Genomic DNA, 16,507 nt, shown 5'->3' on the forward strand with positions numbered 1-16,507 from the left:
ATAAGAACTAATTTAAATGGAATGAGCCCGGTAGAATACCGAGCTCATCATATCAAAAATATTGCATAAATTCGTCCAACTTTTTGGGGGCAGTCCATTTGCTCGGGGCTTTTTCTTTTCTAGATGAGCTGACAGGATGTCAAGAATTGATGTTTTAATTAATTCAAATGTAAAAAATTTCTTATTAATACTTAATTAAAAAATTTGGCAAGCTTCTTGTAGTGTAATTAGGAAATTAAAAGAAAGGAGAATGTATGATTAAGAAGCAGAAGGAAAAACAAACAACATTACAAAGAAACCCTTACATGTTTTATGTTACCAATTGGGGATTTGTAGAACCAACCAAACCAGAAACCAAACAAAATCAGAAACGTTAACAGTCGTGTTAACTTTCTGATGAAAGTTAAAAATTGTTGATGTGCTTTTCATAGAAAAAGCATTTTTTGTTTCTAACCATCTCTCTTTTACTCCTTACATCTTAACAAAATTTAACAAAGGTAAATTAAACATTTCGAGGTTTTTATACTCTATTGTTTTAGAAAAGGTTATTAAATATTAAAACAAAGAAAGGAGTAAAAAATGAAAAAAATCTTATCTATAGCCATATTACTTTCAGGCATAGGCTTCGGCGCTTTTGCTCAGGAAAAGGTGAACAAGGAAAAACGTCAGCATAGACCTGTGCGTGAAAAGAAAGAGTGGGTGAAACGTACGCCAGAGGAAATAGCGACCAAGCGCACAGAAATGCTGGATAAAGAACTTAACTTTACCGACCAACAACGTCAGGAGGTCTATAAGTTAAACCTTGAGCGAGCCCAAAAGGCTAAAGCCATACAAGAAAAGCGCAGACAAGAGCATCAGGCGGCGCGCAAGGAGTTTATGGCCCACAGAGAGAAATTTGAGAAAATCTTGACCGAAGAGCAAAAACAGAAATTAAAAAATAAATATTCTAAAGAGTCAGGTGCAAAGTTCAGAAAAGGAAGAGACATGGAGCACCGTCGAATGCGGATAGATTCATTGAAGAAAAAGGAAAATAGTGTAGGATAGGTTTCGTGGGAGTTTAAGGTAGCCGCAAACGTAAGTTTGCGGCTATTTTTATGAAGGGATAGCGAGAATCGTCGAAAGAGAAGTATCTTTGCATCCATGAGTGCATTACCCGTCGTCGTTGTAGGGGCAGGTCCAGCAGGATTGATGGCAGCGTATAAGCTGGCACAATCCGGTGTACAGGTACTTGTGTATGACCATAACAAAGCTCCCGCCAGAAAATTTTTAGTAGCTGGCCACGGCGGCTTTAACCTTACTCATAGCGAGCCTGTAGAAGAGTTTGTACACAAATATACTCATCCTCATATTCAACAAGTTGTTAAAGAGTTTGATAATGTGTCTGTTATTAAGTGGCTGGAGTCCATTGGAATAAAGACTTTTGTGGGTAGTTCGGGTAAGGTGTTTCCCGAAAGAGGGATAAAACCTATTGAGGTACTGAACGCTTGGGTGGAGGCATTGAAAAGGTTGCAGGTCTGCTTCTTTTCGGGATATAAGTTGGTGGACTTTGATGAGGAGTTTGCGTACTTCAGCCGTGGGGATTCCATTGAGAGCGTAAGATACGGCAGGATGATATTGGCAGTAGGGGGAGGATCCTGGTCCAAGACGGGCTCGGATGGACGTTGGACGGAAATCTTAAGCCGTAAAAATGTAAATATCTTGCCGTTTCAGGCTGCCAATTCGGGGTACAACACGAAAAAGGACTTCTCCATCTTAGAAGGACAAATACTCAAAAATGTACAAATACGTTTCGGGGACATAATAAAAAAAGGAGAGGTATTGTTTACACGCTATGGTATTGAGGGAAGTCCGGTATATTATATGAACCGATATACACGAAAAGAAAACTTTCCCCTCACCTTGACTTTAGATTTAAAGCCTTCCCTTACCGTGGAAGATATAGCACATATACTCCGGCATTCCCGCAAGATTTCTGAGACATTGAAAAGTAAACTTAACCTTAAGGGGGCAGTCTTTACATTGCTCAAGCTGCTGGATAAGGAAACGTTTACCACTGCAGACTTATTGGCAAAGAGTATCAAGAATTATCCTATTGAGGTTACAGGTCTGCGTCCTATAGAGGAAGTCATATCTACCTGTGGAGGAGTGGATATGGATGAGGTTCGGCAAGATTTTTCGTTGGTAAAATATCCAAAAGTGCACTGTATAGGTGAGATGCTGGATTGGGATGCCCCTACGGGAGGTTATCTCTTGCAGGCATGCTTCAGTATGGGGCACTTTTGTGCACAACAGATAATTTCACAACAAGATAATGTATCCGTATCATAATAAAATCAAGCAGCGTATCTATAACGGAGAACTGATAAAGTATGAATTTGTGTCTGTCTATAAGCAGATTGCTCCGGCTTTGGTGTTGTATTTCAACACCTATCCTTATGTACGACCTGTACGTCAGCATCGCTTTGAAGAGTACAGAAAGCTGTTTGAGGAGCTGGGACTTAGGGAAGGATAAAATACAGACTTTGCAGTCCGTATTTTATCTATTTACCGAATATGGCGGCTAAGGTATCTAATACTGACCCCTTTTTATCGGCATTATTGTTTTGGTTAAAAAACTCACCGGCCAAATTGGAGAGTGTTCCCTGATTTGTCGGGGAGGATACGCCAAAGCTGTCCATGATATTACTTACCAGAGATCCTAAGATACCACCGCCGGAAGACGACTGTCCTCCTAAGATATTTCCAATAAGGTCACCTACTCCGCCGTTGTTTAATTTCTTCTGCTTGCCGAAGAATCCCATCACAAGAGGGGCGAGTAGAGCTAAGGCACCTTCAATCTTTTCTGTAGACAATCCTGTTCTTGAAGCAAGATTAGTCTTAACCACATCGGTGTTGCTGCCAAAGATGTGCTGCACTATTCTCTTGCCATCCGTACTTACGGTGCTGTCTGTCAGCTTATCCAATTGACTGAAGATACTGCCGTCGTGCTGTTCTAATGCTTTATTTATATTTTCTGCTTTTTCGGAACTTTTCTTTGCATTATAATTGAGTGCTGCAACCATCAGCGGTACGGCCGCGGCAACCAGCCATTTGGTTTTGTCCTCGTCAATATTCAGTGTCTTGGAGATAGCAGAAGTTATGTTTGAACCTATTCCTCCTGTAATTAAATCTGTGATGTTCATGTCGTTTGATTGATAATTTTTTATACATTTAAGCTATAATCTAAATTATGAATACTTTACAATGAAGAAAGTAACATTGGTCTCTTTTGTGCTGATTACAACCTTGTTTTTTTCAGCTTGTAGAAATATTTCGTCAAAAGCGGATAGAGCAGAGGACAGCAGGGTAGTCCGCTTGGATGAGGAGTTGGCTCGTAGGATTATAGCGTTGCCCACACATTGTTTGGAAGTGGAATATCCGAATAAGTTGGGGCAGGTGTTGGGATCTGAAGAAGATTTGAAGTCGCCGAAGGCTTTACGTCCTATATTCTACGGATGTTTTGACTGGCATTCTTCTGTTCATGGCTACTGGTCTATTGTGGAGCTACTGCGTCAATACCCTTCGTTGGATAAGGCAGGTATAGTGCGGGACTTGCTGAACAGACATATTACCCCGGAGAATGTGGCGGTGGAAATGGCCTTTTTTAACGATAAGAATAATACCAGCTTCGAACGTACTTACGGATGGGCTTGGCTGTTTAAGTTGCAGGAAAGCCTTACCCTATGGCAGGATCCAGATGCGCAGCGATGGAAAGCAGCCTTGCAGCCCCTCGCCGATTTATTGGTGGAACGTTATAAAGAATATCTTCCTAAGTTGGTATATCCAATACGTGCGGGGCAGCATGACAACAGTGCTTTCGGACTCTCCTTGTCGTTGGATTATGCTAGGACCGTAGGGGATAAGTCCTTTGAGGCTGCTATCGTAGAGCATGGACAGCGACTGTTTGCAAAAGATGAGCATTGTGATCTGGCGTACGAGCCAAGTGGCTATGACTTCCTGTCACCATGTCTGGAAGAGGCTTATCTGATGTCCAAGATATTGACCAAAGCAGATTTTAGAGAGTGGCTGCTACAGTTTATGCCACAGCTTTTCGACGACAAGTTTATCCTTGAGCCTGCGGTGGTGAAAGACCGTACGGACGGCAAGCTCGTACATCTTGACGGCCTCAACTATAGCAGGGCCGCCTGTCTGTATGGGGTTAGTGCCAAACTTCCCGAACTGAAACATTTGAAGAGCATAGCTGATCACCATATAGCATTTGCCTTACCCAACCTTTCTACCCAAGATGATTATATGGGGTCACATTGGCTTGGAACCTTTGCTCTATATGCGTTATCGCATGTACATTAAAAGAACTAAAGGGCAACATAGGTTGCCCTTTTGATTATGAAACTGGTGAACGTTGAATATGAGAGCAAGTTATTGACGAAGAGGGATTAGGGAGTTGTCCTGCAACTTTACAGGAACAGATTTTATGTGTGTGAAACCGTCTTGTTTTTCAATAATCCTTGACATGTCTATCCCTTTTCGTGAAAGAGCAGAGATAATAGCGGTGCGGAACGTAGCTCTGGAAGAGCCCCATGCATTGCTGTCTACCGTCTCATTGTTGAGACGTATAAGCTCTTCGGTAGTGTACTGGCTGAATTTTTCCACTAAATGCTGGAAAAGTTTGCTGTTGTTTGACATACAATTTAGATTTTACGTTAAACCATAAATTGTATTCAGAAAACTTAGGGATAAATAAAGCGTGGAAACGTTTATTTTGGTCCTGATACCCGTATTATTTTACCACCGTGGTGACTACACTCGGTTGGTATTGCTTACGCAATTCTGAATACTCTACAAATATAGTAGATTATTTTGAAATGTCAATGTCTTTAATTTTATTTTGTCATTTTCTCCTGCCAAAATGTCCTAAAAAATCTTTTGGAACGTAGCTTGATAACTCATGCTCGTAATAAAAACGCTAAATATATGAGCACAGAGAAAGGTACTATCTCCATAAACACGGAAAACATATTTCCGGTCATCAAGAAATTCCTATATTCAGATACAGAAATCTTTTTACGTGAGTTGGTTTCCAACGCTGTTGATGCTTCCCAAAAGATAAAACGTCTTGCAGCCTTAGGACAGTTCAATGGTGAGCTGGGCGACTTGGTTGTGGATGTCAAGTTTGACAAGGACGCCAAGACCATTACGATTTCCGACAATGGTATTGGTATGACGGCCGAGGAAATCAAAAAATATATCAACCAAATAGCGTTTTCCGGAGCCACAGAGTTCATGGAGAAATTCAAGGAAGCCAAAGATGCCAATGAAATTATTGGTCGTTTCGGCTTGGGCTTCTATTCGGCTTTTATGGTGGCCGATAAGGTAGAAATAGAATCCTTGTCTTATCAAGAAGGAGCCGAGCCTGCACATTGGGTATGTGATGGCAGCACTTCTTATGAAATCTCCAAAGGATCGCGTACCAGTCGCGGTACAGATGTTATCTTGCATATCAACGAGGAGTCGGAAGAGTTTCTTGATAAATTCAGATTGCAGGAAATTTTAGACAAATATGCCAAATTCCTTCCTGTAAAGATTCGCTTCGGCACCAAATCCACAACCGAGAAGGATGGTGAAGACGAAAACGGTAAACCTAAATATAAAACTGTAGAGGTTGATAATATTATCAACAACACCAATCCGGCGTGGACCAAAGCTCCGGCAGACCTTAAAGATGAGGATTACCTGTCTTTCTATAGGGAGCTTTATCCATATTCCACAGAAGAGCCTTTGTTTTGGATTCATCTTAATGTAGACTATCCGTTTAACCTGACAGGTATTCTTTATTTTCCTAAGCTTAAAAATGAATTTGAAGTTCAACGCAATAAAATTAAGTTGTACTCCCGTCAGGTATTTATCACCGATGAGGTAAAGGATATTGTGCCAGAATATCTGATGTTGCTGCATGGGGTTATCGACTCACCAGATATTCCTCTTAACGTGTCGCGTTCATTCCTGCAGGCCGACAGCAATGTGAAGAAAATAAGTAATTATATCACTAAGAAGGTAGCGGATAAGCTGCAGGAAATCTTTAAGACGGACCGCAAAGGTTTTGAAGAGAAATGGAATGATATAGGCCTCTTTATTAAATATGGCATGCTGACAGAAGAGAAGTTTGCCGAGAAAGCCAACGACTTCTGTTTGTTGAAAAATATAGCCAACGAAAACTATACGATCAAAGAATACTATGAGAAGGTAAAAGATATCCAAGCTGATAAAGATGGCAACATCGTTTATCTATACACATCTGATGCCAATCAGCAAGATAGCTTCATCGCTAATGCGAAGGCCAAAGGTTACGATGTCTTAGTATTGGATGGTCCTATAGATTCGCATTTTGCCTCTTATCTGGAGCAAAAAGGAGGAGAGAAGGTACAGCTGAAACGTGTAGATGCCGATGTTATCGATAAACTAATACAAAAAGAAGAAAAAATAGAGCTAAAGCTGTCTGAGGAAGAAAGTAAGAAGGTAACCGAAATCTTCAATAAGGCTATCAGTCGTAAAGATATGGAAGTCCATGTGGAAGCCATGTCGGAAGAGGAGCTTCCGGTATCGGTAACAATAGACGAATTTATGCGTCGTATGAAAGATATGGCCAAGACCGGTAAAGGTATGGGCTTCTATGATTCGCTGCCGGATCATTATAAGGTGAGTGTAAATGGCAATCACCCGCTGGTAAAACGTATCATCGAAAGTTCAGAAGAAGATGCCGAAAAGCTAGCGAAACAAGCCTTCGATTTAGCCTTACTGTCACGTGGACTGTTGACAGGATCAGATCTTACGACTTTTGTAAAACGTAGTGTAGAATTGATCTAAAAATTCGTTAAGAATAAATCCTAAATCCCCATTATGTTATAGTATAATGGGGATTTTTGTTTTAAAATCTTTGTAAAGCGCATTTTTACGTGATTACTTCGCTAGGTAGCATAATAAAATTTTGTTTTAGAAATTGTCGATTCATCCATCACTTTATCCTCTCTACATAGGTTCCACAGCTATAAGAGCTTTTTTTAATCAAAAGACAAATCCCGAAGGATCTGCCTCGATATAGAAGGGTAGATAGAACTAGGCTTTGTGGATATATTCATAATATTCCTCTCGAAGGTCTTCGATTTTTTCTTTCAACTCTTTCGATAACCGTTTCGGTAAGGAATGCAACTTTTTCAGTTGGATGGAAAGGACTATAGCCGAAATTCCTGCCACGACAAAAGAAAATGCGAGAAGCATGGCCAGAGAAATTCCTGTTGCCAAAGGATTGAGGATAACCAAAATAGAAAGGACAATCCCCATAATAGATAATACTCCAAGATGCCACCATTGTTTCAAGCCATAACTTTTAAGGTCGAAAGAGAAACCCAGCCCCTGAATGGAGCGGACCAAAATAGCTGTACCCAGCACAAGTGGCAACAGTGTGGCGCTTAGGGCAGGATACGCCACTAATATGAGACCTATCAACACACTGAAGAGCCCTCCGGTAAGGTACCATCCCCATTCCTCCAAATAACGGCGGTTTTGGAGGGAAAAGAAAATTTCCAAAATTCCTGAAAATAAAAAAGATAGGCTAAAAAGCATGACCAAAGTAAGATATGTCGCCAGCGGAAGACTAAAAAGATATAACCCGAAAACGACAAACACGAGGCCGATAATACCGGGGATGTACCAATGTTTAATGCTCTGGCAGATGGTCTTTAAAAAAGTCCTCATAAAATAGATATATATCGATGGTTTGGTTTTGTAAAAATAGATACATCTCCTACCATTAATAATAATCTCAATCACAAATTTTATTGATTTTTTCTACTATTAACCGGAAAAGGAGATAAATAGATGATGAATTACTTCACAGCAACGAGAGGCTTTTTGTTCTATTCAGAAAGGTGTATTTTGGCAAACAAATTTATCCATTCCGATTAACTTATAATAAAGTAGGTGCTCTGACAAGGCTAAAGGAGAGATTAAATTATTATAATATTACTGATTTCAAGTCGGTAAAAGATATTCTTAATTTCAAAAAATCTTATAACAGGTTAAGAAATGAAATAATTGCTGCACACCAAGATATAATTGAATCTGAAAAGAAAGCTCTAAGTGAGGATGTGCCTAAGTTAGAACTAGAATTAGAGGAGATGAAATCCCTAACAAGTAAAAGATTCATGTAAAATAATGTTGTTGATTTTCATTTAATTAGTGTTTAGAGGGTAAAAAATATTTGTGTGATATGATGCATAATACTATCTTTGCATCAGAAAACACGGTAGGTATAGCTCAGTTGGTTAGAGCACTAGATTGTGGTTCTAGGGGTCGTCGGTTCGAGCCCGACTACTTACCCAGAAAAAAAGCGAAACAATATGTTTCGCTTTTTTTATAGTCCTAAGCTTTTGGCTTCATTCCAATAGACATCCATCTCTTCAAGATTCATATCTTTCAGATCTTTCTGCATTTGTTGAGCTCTTTTTTCCAAGTGACTGAATCTGCGGATAAATTTTTTATTGGTCTTTTCGAGAGCATTTTCCGGATTTATGCCGATATGTCTTGCGTAGTTGGTTAAGGCGAAAAGCAGGTCCCCAAACTCTTCTTCTGCCTTTTCTATGTCTATTTCGGCTTTATGATGGATGTTGTACGCTTCTTTGAATTCTTTTAACTCTTCTTCCACCTTTTTCCATACTTCGGTCTTATCATCCCAGTCGAATCCTACACCTCGTACTTTATCTTGTATTCGGTAAGCTTTGACTAAGGCAGGAAGACTTTTAGGAACACCGGATAGTACAGACTTATTGCCCTCTTGGAGTTTTATCTGTTCCCAATTAGCTTTGACATCTTCGTCATCTTTGACTTGCTTGCTACCATAGATATGGGGATGGCGGGAGATAAGTTTGTCGCACACGGCATTGAGCACATCCGTAATGTCGAAGGCTTGCTGCTCCTCCGCTATTTTGGCATAGAAGACCAGATGCATGATCAGGTCTCCAAGCTCTTTTTTGATTTCGTCCATATCCTTGTCAAGGATGGCGTCGGCCAGTTCGTACATCTCTTCTATGGTCAGATGTCGCAGTGATTCCATGGTTTGTTTTCTGTCCCAAGGACATTCCAGACGAAGGGTGTTCATCACCTCCAACAGCCGTTGAAAAGCTAAGGTAGGCGTGGGTTGATATGCAGGAGCTTGATGTGCCATGATGTATGATTTTAAAAGGCAAATTTAAGGATAATATACAGTTCTTGTAAACAGATTACCTCATTTACTTGTTATAGCTATAAAATAGAAGAACTATGGAAACAAAATACGATTATCTGTCGGTCACTGCCGCCTTGGAAGAATTGAAAGAAAAAGGGTACGAGAAGGATTACAATATAGATTTTGACGAACTTTTCTACAATGCTGATGATTATATTATAGATTATTTGTTTAGATACGAAGGACAAACGAATCCCAGCGATGAGTCTACTGTGTATGGATTGCGTAATCAGCGTACCGGAGAAAAAGGAGTCTTTGTGGTGGGAGATTTATCCCTGATCGAAGGCAAGAAACGGGAAATTATCATTAATCTAGAAATTAGATCGAAGTCTTCTTCTTAGCGTTTTGGCGGGAGATGTAGTGTCTACAATTAAGTTAAGTTGCCTTGTCATTAATATAAACTCTATTCATATCTTGGTCTATAGTTTCTGCGAAGAAGAAAGTTATCCGGATGATTCATCATAATATTTTGGGATGTTTTATTTGTCTGAATAATTCTGTTTATTTGAAATCAATAAGACTAAGGCATGGTAGAGAATTTTGATACAGAATATATATATGCAATTTTAACCTCTATAGCCTGCGGGGCCATAGTAGGTGTAGAACGTGAATATAAAAATAAGTCTGCAGGTTTTCGTACGGTAATATTGATCACGTTGGGAGCGACGTTGTTTACGTTGGCTTCCAAAATGGGTAAGATTTCGGACGATCGTATTGCAGCGAATATCGTGACGGGAATAGGTTTTCTAGGAGCAGGAGTAATCTATCAAGGCAAATTTTCGATCCAAGGTCTTACCACTGCCGCCGTAATCTGGACCATGGCAGCAATAGGTATGTGGGTAGGCTTTGGGCAGTACCTTGGTGGCATCCTTCTTTCCTGTGGCATGGTGGTCATCCTTTCCTTATTCCAAAAGTTGGAAACCTATCTTGCTACACTTTATTTTTCGCGAACCTTGTACATTACGTTTAAAGACAATTCCGTAGAACATTTAAGAACTTTCGAACAGTTTTTAGAAACACACGAGGTAGAGCACGTAAGGAAAGGTATTGCCAAAGACGACAATAAGCTTTTAGTGGTCTTTGAAGTGTCTGGGAAAAGAAAGAAGCTGAGAGTGCTCAACGAATCTATTCTTCAACTGGAATATGTATATTCCTTTAGGAATATATAAAAAACATTGAGCCGTAAGTTAAAATCTTACGGCTCTATATTTTTTATTACCAGAATGCTAAATATAAGGCCGCGGTCAATCCAATAATCAATAAGGATAATATCAAAAATGTAGGAGACATTCGGAACATTTTGACGTCTATTTCTAGGCCTTTCGGTATAATACCTTTCTTGTTTTCATAGAGACTGATTATTATCATCCCTATCACACATAGTAAGAATACAATGGACATGCGGTCCATAAATGGAATTTCGTAAACTCCTTGCGCATTAGGTACGGCAAAATTTATTGTGGAAAGGAATTCCAGGTCCATCAGCTGTCCCGAGAATTTGAGAATCACCGAGAAGACAAAGCCGCCAATGGTAGCGAAGAGTGCTGCATTGGAGGTGGTCTTTTTCCAGAAAAATCCTAGCAGGAACATAGCAAAGATGCCGGGAGACACAAAACCTGTGTACTCTTGAATGTATTGGAATCCTTGTTTGCCTTCTCCCATTAGTGCATCACCCACTATTAAGGCTAGCAATGTTCCTAAGAGCAGGGATACCACCACAGAGATTTTGCCTATGCTTACCAGCTTGCTTTCCGTAGCTTCTTTGTTTATAGCCTTTTTGTAGATGTCCAAAGTGAAGATGGTAGCTATGCTGTTGGCTTTACCGGCTAAGGAAGCTACTATTGCTGCTGTCAATGCAGCGAAGGAAAGCCCCTTAAGTCCGGAAGGAAGAAGGGTGAGTAGGGCAGGATAAGCCTTGTTAGGATCCTGCACCCCACTGTTGGTCAATAGCAGGTCCGGCGATATGGCGTCAATATTGTTCTTTATGATATAGTACACCGCAATACCAGGAATTACCACAATCACAGGCATCAACATCTTGAGGAAAGCAGCGAACAAAATACCGTTGCGTGCAGTAGGCAATGACGCTCCCAAGGCTCGCTGAGTGATGTATTGATTACATCCCCAATAGCTGAGGTTGGCTATCCACAGGCCTCCTAGTAGCACACTTAATCCCGGCAAGTCCATATAATTTTCATTGTCCGGCGTGAAGATCATATCGAAATGTTCGGAAGCGCCCTTACGCAGGTTAGTAAGCCCGGTGAAAAATCCCTGTCCGTCGGAGATGATGTCTAATGCGATGTAGGTAGCGACAAGACCACCTAGTACTAATACAAGCACTTGTATTACGTCGGTGTATCCTATGACTTTCATTCCTCCCAAGGTGATAAAGATGGCAAATAAGGAAAGTAAAATGATACAAGTGCCTATATCAATTCCTGAAATGCCGCTGATAGCCACTGCCCCTAAGTAGAGGATGGACATGAGGTTTACTACAATATACAGCATAAGCCAAAATATAGCCATGATCATAGCTACGGTGCCGTTGTAGCGCTCATGCAAAAATTGCGGCATCGTAAAAATCTTGTTCTTCAGATAAACAGGCATGAAGAATATGGCTACTACGATAAGCGTCACGGCAGCCATCCATTCATAGGCCGCTATGGCAAGTCCCATCTTGAATCCTGAGCCACTCATGCCGATAAACTGCTCGGCAGAAATGTTGGAGGCAATCAAAGAAGCACCGATAGCCCACCAGGTCAAAGAACCTTCGGCAAGGAAATAGTCTTTAGAATCCTGTACGGCAGATTTCTTTCGGTAATAAATATAAAGACCATATCCTGCCACGATGATAAAGTAGATGATAAAAACAATGTAGTCTTGGAGTTTCATAGCTTATAATTGGTTATAATGATTAGGTTGTAAAATCTTTCACAATATGAGTCCCTTCGGATATAGCTACCGAAATGGGGGTCAGCTCAAGGTTAAATTTTTTGAAATAATCGTCTTTCAGCTGTTCGAACACTTCATGACTTTTATCTTTTTTGACGATATTTATAGTACAGCCTCCGAAGCCGCCACCCATCATACGGGCGCCTAATACCGCCGGTATGCGGCTAACTTCGGCCACCAGATAATCCAGTTCCTCACAGCTCACTTCGTATTCTTTACTTAATGCCCAATGCGTTTGATATAGCAGTTCGCCAAGAGATGGAAGGTTGTTGTGCTGTAACGCTTCGACAGCCGCAAATAGACGTTGGTTTTCCTGTATGACAAATTTTGCCTTTTGGTAGGCTTCCGGATCTACATGCTTTACAAGTTCGTCCAATTGCGCCAAGGAAATGTCACGAAGGGAATGTACTTCTTCATACTTTTCCTTTACTAATGCTACAGCTCTTTCGCAAGATTCCCTTCTTTTGTTGTAGGCCGATGATGCCAAAGAATGCTTTACATTGGTGTTAAGAAGGAGAATTTCATAGTCTGACAGGTCCGCTCCTACATATTCGAAAGAAAGGTCTCTACAGTCGAGACGGATAAAGCTGTTTTCTTTTCCGAAGACGGAAGCAAATTGATCCATGATACCACAACGAACGCCTACAGCCTCATGCTCTGTCCTTTGTCCTATTCTGGCAATATCGATCTGTGTCAATGCAAGTTCAAAAAGCGTACTTAAGGCAAAAGTAGTGGCACAGGTAAGTGCCGCCGAAGAGGATAGACCGGCGCCTAGAGGTAGGTCTCCTGCTACTGCCAGATTGAATCCTCCTAAGGATTCTCTTTCCTTAACGATGCGTGTAGCCCCCAAAATATATTTGGTCCACAAGTTATCCCCAAAGGTCAGCAAATCCACTGTGGTGCTGTAGTGCTCATCATAGTCTAAAGCGTGCAGGTGTATCTGATTGTCTTTCCTTTTTGAAATAGCAATATAAACGCCTTTGTCTATGGCTGCAGGCATGACAAAACCTTCGTTGTAGTCGGTGTGTTCACCGATAAGGTTTATCCTGCCAGGTGATTTTATGATAAGATGCGGTGTCTCTTGAAAGGTAGATGTAAAAGTATGCTGTAATTCAATCGCTAAGCTCATATTACTTATTTTTATAATGGACAGTCGGTTGATTTTTAATAATGTTGGCAGCAGCTTCAGGTGTGATATCACGTTGAGGCGATGCTAGCATTTCATAGCCTACCATAAATTTCTTTACCGTCGCCGAACGCAACAATGGAGGGTAAAAGTGCATATGCCAATGCCAGTGCGGTTGCTCTCCGCTATTTACTGGCGCCTGATGCATGCCTGCAGAATACGGGAAAGAAGTCTGGAAAATATTGTCATATCGAATGGTCAGCTCCCGCAGGGTTGCTGCTAGGCTTAGCTTTTCATTTTCTGTAAACTGGCCTATATGCTGACGATGTTTTTTGCTGACAATCATAGTTTCGTAGGGCCATGTTGCCCAGAAGGGAACCAAAGCCACGAAATGATTGTTGTCAATAATGATACGCTGGTCTAGCTTTCGTTCTATATCCACATAAGCTTCCAGGAGGGAAACGCCATGTGTATCGAAATATTCTTTTTGTCTATACGATTCAATGAGAATTTCGTTGGGTAGAGAACTTTGCGACCATATCTGTCCATGGGGATGCGGGTTACTGCATCCCATGATCTCGCCCTTATTTTCAAAAATCTGGATATATTTAATCCAATCTTTTTGGGAAAGCTCGTTGAATTCCTTTTGCCAGAGGTTTACCACCTTCACTATATCTTCAACTTCCATTTCGGGAAGCGTAAGATCATGACGAGGAGAGAAGGTAATGACTTTACATATCCCTCTTTCTGTTGTGGCCTGTAAAAGGTTGGCATGGTTATATTGTTCAACAGGTGTGTTTTCTAGGATGGCCGAAAAATCGTTGACAAAGACATAGGTGTCTTTGTAGTCCGGATTTATGGTTCCGTCAGCTCTAGCATTGGAGGGGCAGAGGTAGCATTTCGGATCGTATTGCGGTCTATCGGTTGAAGGAAGCTGTTCCACCTTTCCTTGCCACGGTCTTTTGCTGCGATGCGGTGATACCAAGACTTTTTCGCCTGTCAGTAAATTTATGCGATGATGCGGTTGGTCAAGATCTATCATGTTTGTTGTCAGACACTAAAATATAATTGGTTATGTTATTCTTTCTTTTCTGGCTTAAATATATGTAGGCTAAAATAAAGTAATTTGTCAAATAAATAAAGATTTTATTTCGATTTAGTTAAAGTTAGTGCAAGAAAAATGAAAAAATAAAAAGGCATGAGAATTTCTCATGCCTTTTTATTTAGGAGCAACTACACTTTCTTATTGTGCGCGAACACAGCGAATATTAAGTCTATGATCCTGTGCTAAATCACTTTTAACAACTTGTGCAAAGTTTTTATCTGATAGAAGACTTATATCTAATAAGTTTATACCTAAAAGTCGACTTAAATTCACTCCTACTAAAACGACTGAAGTATAATCATATTGGAATGATGAAGGATTATTACCTGATTTTGTTGAAGTCCAATAAAAGCCTCCTCCGTCAACCACATCGGCTACTTTTATTCCCAATATATTAATACCTACACCGTAAGCAGGACGTCTTTTAACTTCATTATTTTTATTTTTATAACCAATTCCTCCGAAAGACAACTTATCACTAGTACTAAAGCTAAAACCATTGATATAAGGTATTTTGTAAGCGTTAGGTTGATTTGGATTGCTTGCGTTATACTGAAGATTAAACTCAAGATATTTATATGCACCAATCTCAAGAAATCCATTAGTCCAATCTACATCATTACGCTCTAAAGCATTAAGTATTCCTGAATTACTTGATTGGCCTGCAGATATTGGATTTTGACTAATTAATGTTTGATATTCTGAGGCAGTTGGCATTCTCCAAACTCCGGCTGGATAAACTAAACTACAAGGGTCTCCTTGATTTGGAGTACCGTCAGGTGTTAGTGCTCTCCACTTCCACAAGTCATTTGGATCCGTTAGAACTTTGTTCACTTTTGAATATTCATCTCTATAGAATGGGCTTACTCTAAAGCGGTATGGTGCGGTAGGGTTTGAAGCATCGTACCAAAGATTGGATCTTGCCCAAACTGTAGAAGAGTTGCCCACACGTAGGCCAGACTCTACTAGAGTAGCAGTAATTGTATATTTTCTTCCACGAGTGGAGGAAATATCGCCATTTGTACCTTTTAAAGACTTATGTTTTAAGTTAACTTCTGAATTTTCAAATTCACGGATGCTATTGTCATGCATACGGAGCTTTAATGGTGAAAACTTCACAACCAATTCGTTTTCTCCTACCGCTGCATCGCTAGCACTGAAGAAAGTAACTTTCTTTTTATCAACTTCAGATCCTGTGATTTTGGAACCTTTTAATTTTACAATTACAGGAGTACCTGTATAATTTCCTGTCAAGACATTAAAATCTGACTTAGTGAACAAATTTCCATACGATTTGCTTGACAAAGTTACTTCCGTTCCCTCTAACAATTCACCAAACATACCACGAACGTCAATATTTACTTCATATTGCGTAGTATATCGTTTAAAAGTAATTGGCAATGAGTTTTGACCTACTTTCAATGTGATAGTGTCCGAACTGTACAAGAAGTCTTTATTTTCGAGGGCGTCTTTAGAGATGATATTGTCTCCAGTAATATTTGGAACAGTAGTTTCATTGGTCGAGAAAGCCACCCATCTATATCGGATTCCTGAATTTAACTTAAGGCCTTCTTTATTTACTGCTGAAAGTTCTTTGTTCTCTACTAAAGTATTGTTGTCATCTCTAAAGATAAGTAATCTGTATTTGACGTTGTTGCCTAAAGTAGATTTAGCAGCTATATTTTTGATGTTGATAGAGGAAGAATTAAGGTTAGTTGCTTCTGCTAATGGTAATGATTCTTCAAAATTTGTGATAGCATCAAAACCATTGTAATATTCGATGTCAAAAGCCTTTTCTGCTTTTGAAGAAGCTTGTTTAGTCAGATCCCCAGCTGAAACGTATTCCTCAATTCCGTTAACAGAAACTATCAGATTATAATTTCCGTCAATGGCGATTGACTCTTCCTTTTCTTTTGTACAAGAAACACTTGCCCCTACAAGTAATGATGCTAGTGCAAAAAGTTTTAATGATCTTTGGTTAAAATATGCCGATTTTAGTTTCATAATTCTTTAATGTTTTTTAATAAGTTAGGACTACAGATCT

General features: G+C 40.0%; 15 protein-coding genes, 1 tRNA gene and 1 riboswitch. Of the genes, 8 read left to right on the forward strand and 8 right to left on the reverse strand.

Going from position 1 to position 16,507, the window contains the following annotated elements; translation table 11 throughout:
- Window positions 1–579: 579 nt before the first annotated feature.
- The 3 genes from ABD873_RS08760 (at window position 580) to ABD873_RS08770 (ending at window position 2,512) form a co-directional block, all read left to right on the forward strand.
- The gene (locus ABD873_RS08760) at window positions 580–1,044 is read left to right on the forward strand and encodes a hypothetical protein (protein ID WP_345067407.1); all 465 of its coding nucleotides are present in this window, start codon (window positions 580–582) and stop codon (window positions 1,042–1,044) included.
- A gap of 96 nt (window positions 1,045–1,140) precedes the next feature.
- Window positions 1,141–2,328, forward strand: coding sequence for a BaiN/RdsA family NAD(P)/FAD-dependent oxidoreductase (locus ABD873_RS08765; RefSeq protein WP_345067410.1), 1,188 nt, complete (start codon window positions 1,141–1,143; stop codon window positions 2,326–2,328).
- Window positions 2,312–2,512, forward strand: a complete 201-nt coding sequence (locus ABD873_RS08770) for a hypothetical protein (RefSeq protein WP_345067413.1) — start codon at window positions 2,312–2,314, stop codon at window positions 2,510–2,512. Before ABD873_RS08765 ends, ABD873_RS08770 begins: the two co-directional genes overlap by 17 nt.
- A gap of 28 nt (window positions 2,513–2,540) precedes the next feature.
- On the opposite strand, the gene ABD873_RS08775 is transcribed toward ABD873_RS08770, so the two are convergent.
- On the reverse strand, window positions 2,541–3,182 hold the full coding sequence (locus ABD873_RS08775) for a DUF937 domain-containing protein (RefSeq protein ID WP_345067416.1): 642 nt from the start codon (window positions 3,180–3,182) through the stop codon (window positions 2,541–2,543).
- Window positions 3,183–3,243: 61 nt separating this feature from the next.
- On the opposite strand from ABD873_RS08775, the gene ABD873_RS08780 reads away from it, so the two are divergent.
- A complete protein-coding gene (locus tag ABD873_RS08780) occupies window positions 3,244–4,350 on the forward strand; it encodes a DUF2891 domain-containing protein (RefSeq protein WP_345067419.1) in 1,107 nt (368 codons plus the stop codon).
- A gap of 69 nt (window positions 4,351–4,419) precedes the next feature.
- On the opposite strand, the gene ABD873_RS08785 is transcribed toward ABD873_RS08780, so the two are convergent.
- The gene (locus tag ABD873_RS08785; protein WP_039053073.1) at window positions 4,420–4,686 is read right to left on the reverse strand and encodes a hypothetical protein; all 267 of its coding nucleotides are present in this window, start codon (window positions 4,684–4,686) and stop codon (window positions 4,420–4,422) included.
- Between the two features lie 62 nt (window positions 4,687–4,748).
- Window positions 4,749–4,843: riboswitch (SAM-I-IV-variant riboswitch) on the reverse strand.
- A gap of 131 nt (window positions 4,844–4,974) precedes the next feature.
- Between ABD873_RS08785 and htpG the strand changes: the two genes are divergently transcribed.
- Window positions 4,975–6,864: a molecular chaperone HtpG gene (gene htpG / locus ABD873_RS08790; RefSeq protein ID WP_345067424.1), complete on the forward strand. Its 1,890-nt coding sequence runs from the start codon at window positions 4,975–4,977 to the stop codon at window positions 6,862–6,864.
- Window positions 6,865–7,113: 249 nt separating this feature from the next.
- On the opposite strand, the gene ABD873_RS08795 is transcribed toward htpG, so the two are convergent.
- Complete coding sequence (locus ABD873_RS08795; protein ID WP_345067427.1) at window positions 7,114–7,752, reverse strand: HdeD family acid-resistance protein; 639 nt, start codon at window positions 7,750–7,752, stop codon at window positions 7,114–7,116.
- 550 nt (window positions 7,753–8,302) lie between these two features.
- On the opposite strand from ABD873_RS08795, the gene ABD873_RS08800 reads away from it, so the two are divergent.
- Window positions 8,303–8,376 (forward strand) — tRNA-His (locus ABD873_RS08800).
- A gap of 34 nt (window positions 8,377–8,410) precedes the next feature.
- Here the strand turns inward: ABD873_RS08800 and mazG are convergent.
- Complete coding sequence (gene mazG / locus ABD873_RS08805) at window positions 8,411–9,220, reverse strand: nucleoside triphosphate pyrophosphohydrolase (protein ID WP_345067430.1); 810 nt, start codon at window positions 9,218–9,220, stop codon at window positions 8,411–8,413.
- 95 nt (window positions 9,221–9,315) lie between these two features.
- Here mazG and ABD873_RS08810 point away from each other — a divergent pair, with 95 nt between their 5' ends.
- Window positions 9,316–9,621, forward strand: coding sequence for a hypothetical protein (locus tag ABD873_RS08810; RefSeq protein ID WP_345067433.1), 306 nt, complete (start codon window positions 9,316–9,318; stop codon window positions 9,619–9,621).
- Window positions 9,622–9,807: 186 nt separating this feature from the next.
- Window positions 9,808–10,449 carry an MgtC/SapB family protein gene (locus ABD873_RS08815; RefSeq protein ID WP_345067436.1) on the forward strand — a complete coding sequence of 214 codons (642 nt, stop codon included), beginning with the start codon at window positions 9,808–9,810 and terminating at the stop codon, window positions 10,447–10,449.
- A 46-nt stretch (window positions 10,450–10,495) separates the two neighbouring features.
- Here ABD873_RS08815 and ABD873_RS08820 read toward each other — a convergent pair whose 3' ends face one another.
- The 4 genes from ABD873_RS08820 to ABD873_RS08835 all read right to left on the reverse strand — a co-directional run bounded on the left by ABD873_RS08820 (window position 10,496) and on the right by ABD873_RS08835 (window position 16,467).
- Complete coding sequence (locus ABD873_RS08820; RefSeq protein WP_345067439.1) at window positions 10,496–12,172, reverse strand: sodium:solute symporter family transporter; 1,677 nt, start codon at window positions 12,170–12,172, stop codon at window positions 10,496–10,498.
- Window positions 12,173–12,194: 22 nt separating this feature from the next.
- The gene (gene galK / locus ABD873_RS08825; RefSeq protein WP_345067442.1) at window positions 12,195–13,361 is read right to left on the reverse strand and encodes a galactokinase; all 1,167 of its coding nucleotides are present in this window, start codon (window positions 13,359–13,361) and stop codon (window positions 12,195–12,197) included.
- Window position 13,362: 1 nt separating this feature from the next.
- Complete coding sequence (locus ABD873_RS08830; protein ID WP_345067445.1) at window positions 13,363–14,400, reverse strand: UDP-glucose--hexose-1-phosphate uridylyltransferase; 1,038 nt, start codon at window positions 14,398–14,400, stop codon at window positions 13,363–13,365.
- Between the two features lie 201 nt (window positions 14,401–14,601).
- Complete coding sequence (locus tag ABD873_RS08835) at window positions 14,602–16,467, reverse strand: fimbrillin family protein (RefSeq protein ID WP_345067448.1); 1,866 nt, start codon at window positions 16,465–16,467, stop codon at window positions 14,602–14,604.
- Between the last annotated feature and the right edge of the window lie 40 nt (window positions 16,468–16,507).

Origin of the sequence: Sphingobacterium thermophilum, from assembly GCF_039541675.1 — a bacterium.
Lineage (GTDB): Bacteria > Bacteroidota > Bacteroidia > Sphingobacteriales > Sphingobacteriaceae > Sphingobacterium > Sphingobacterium thermophilum.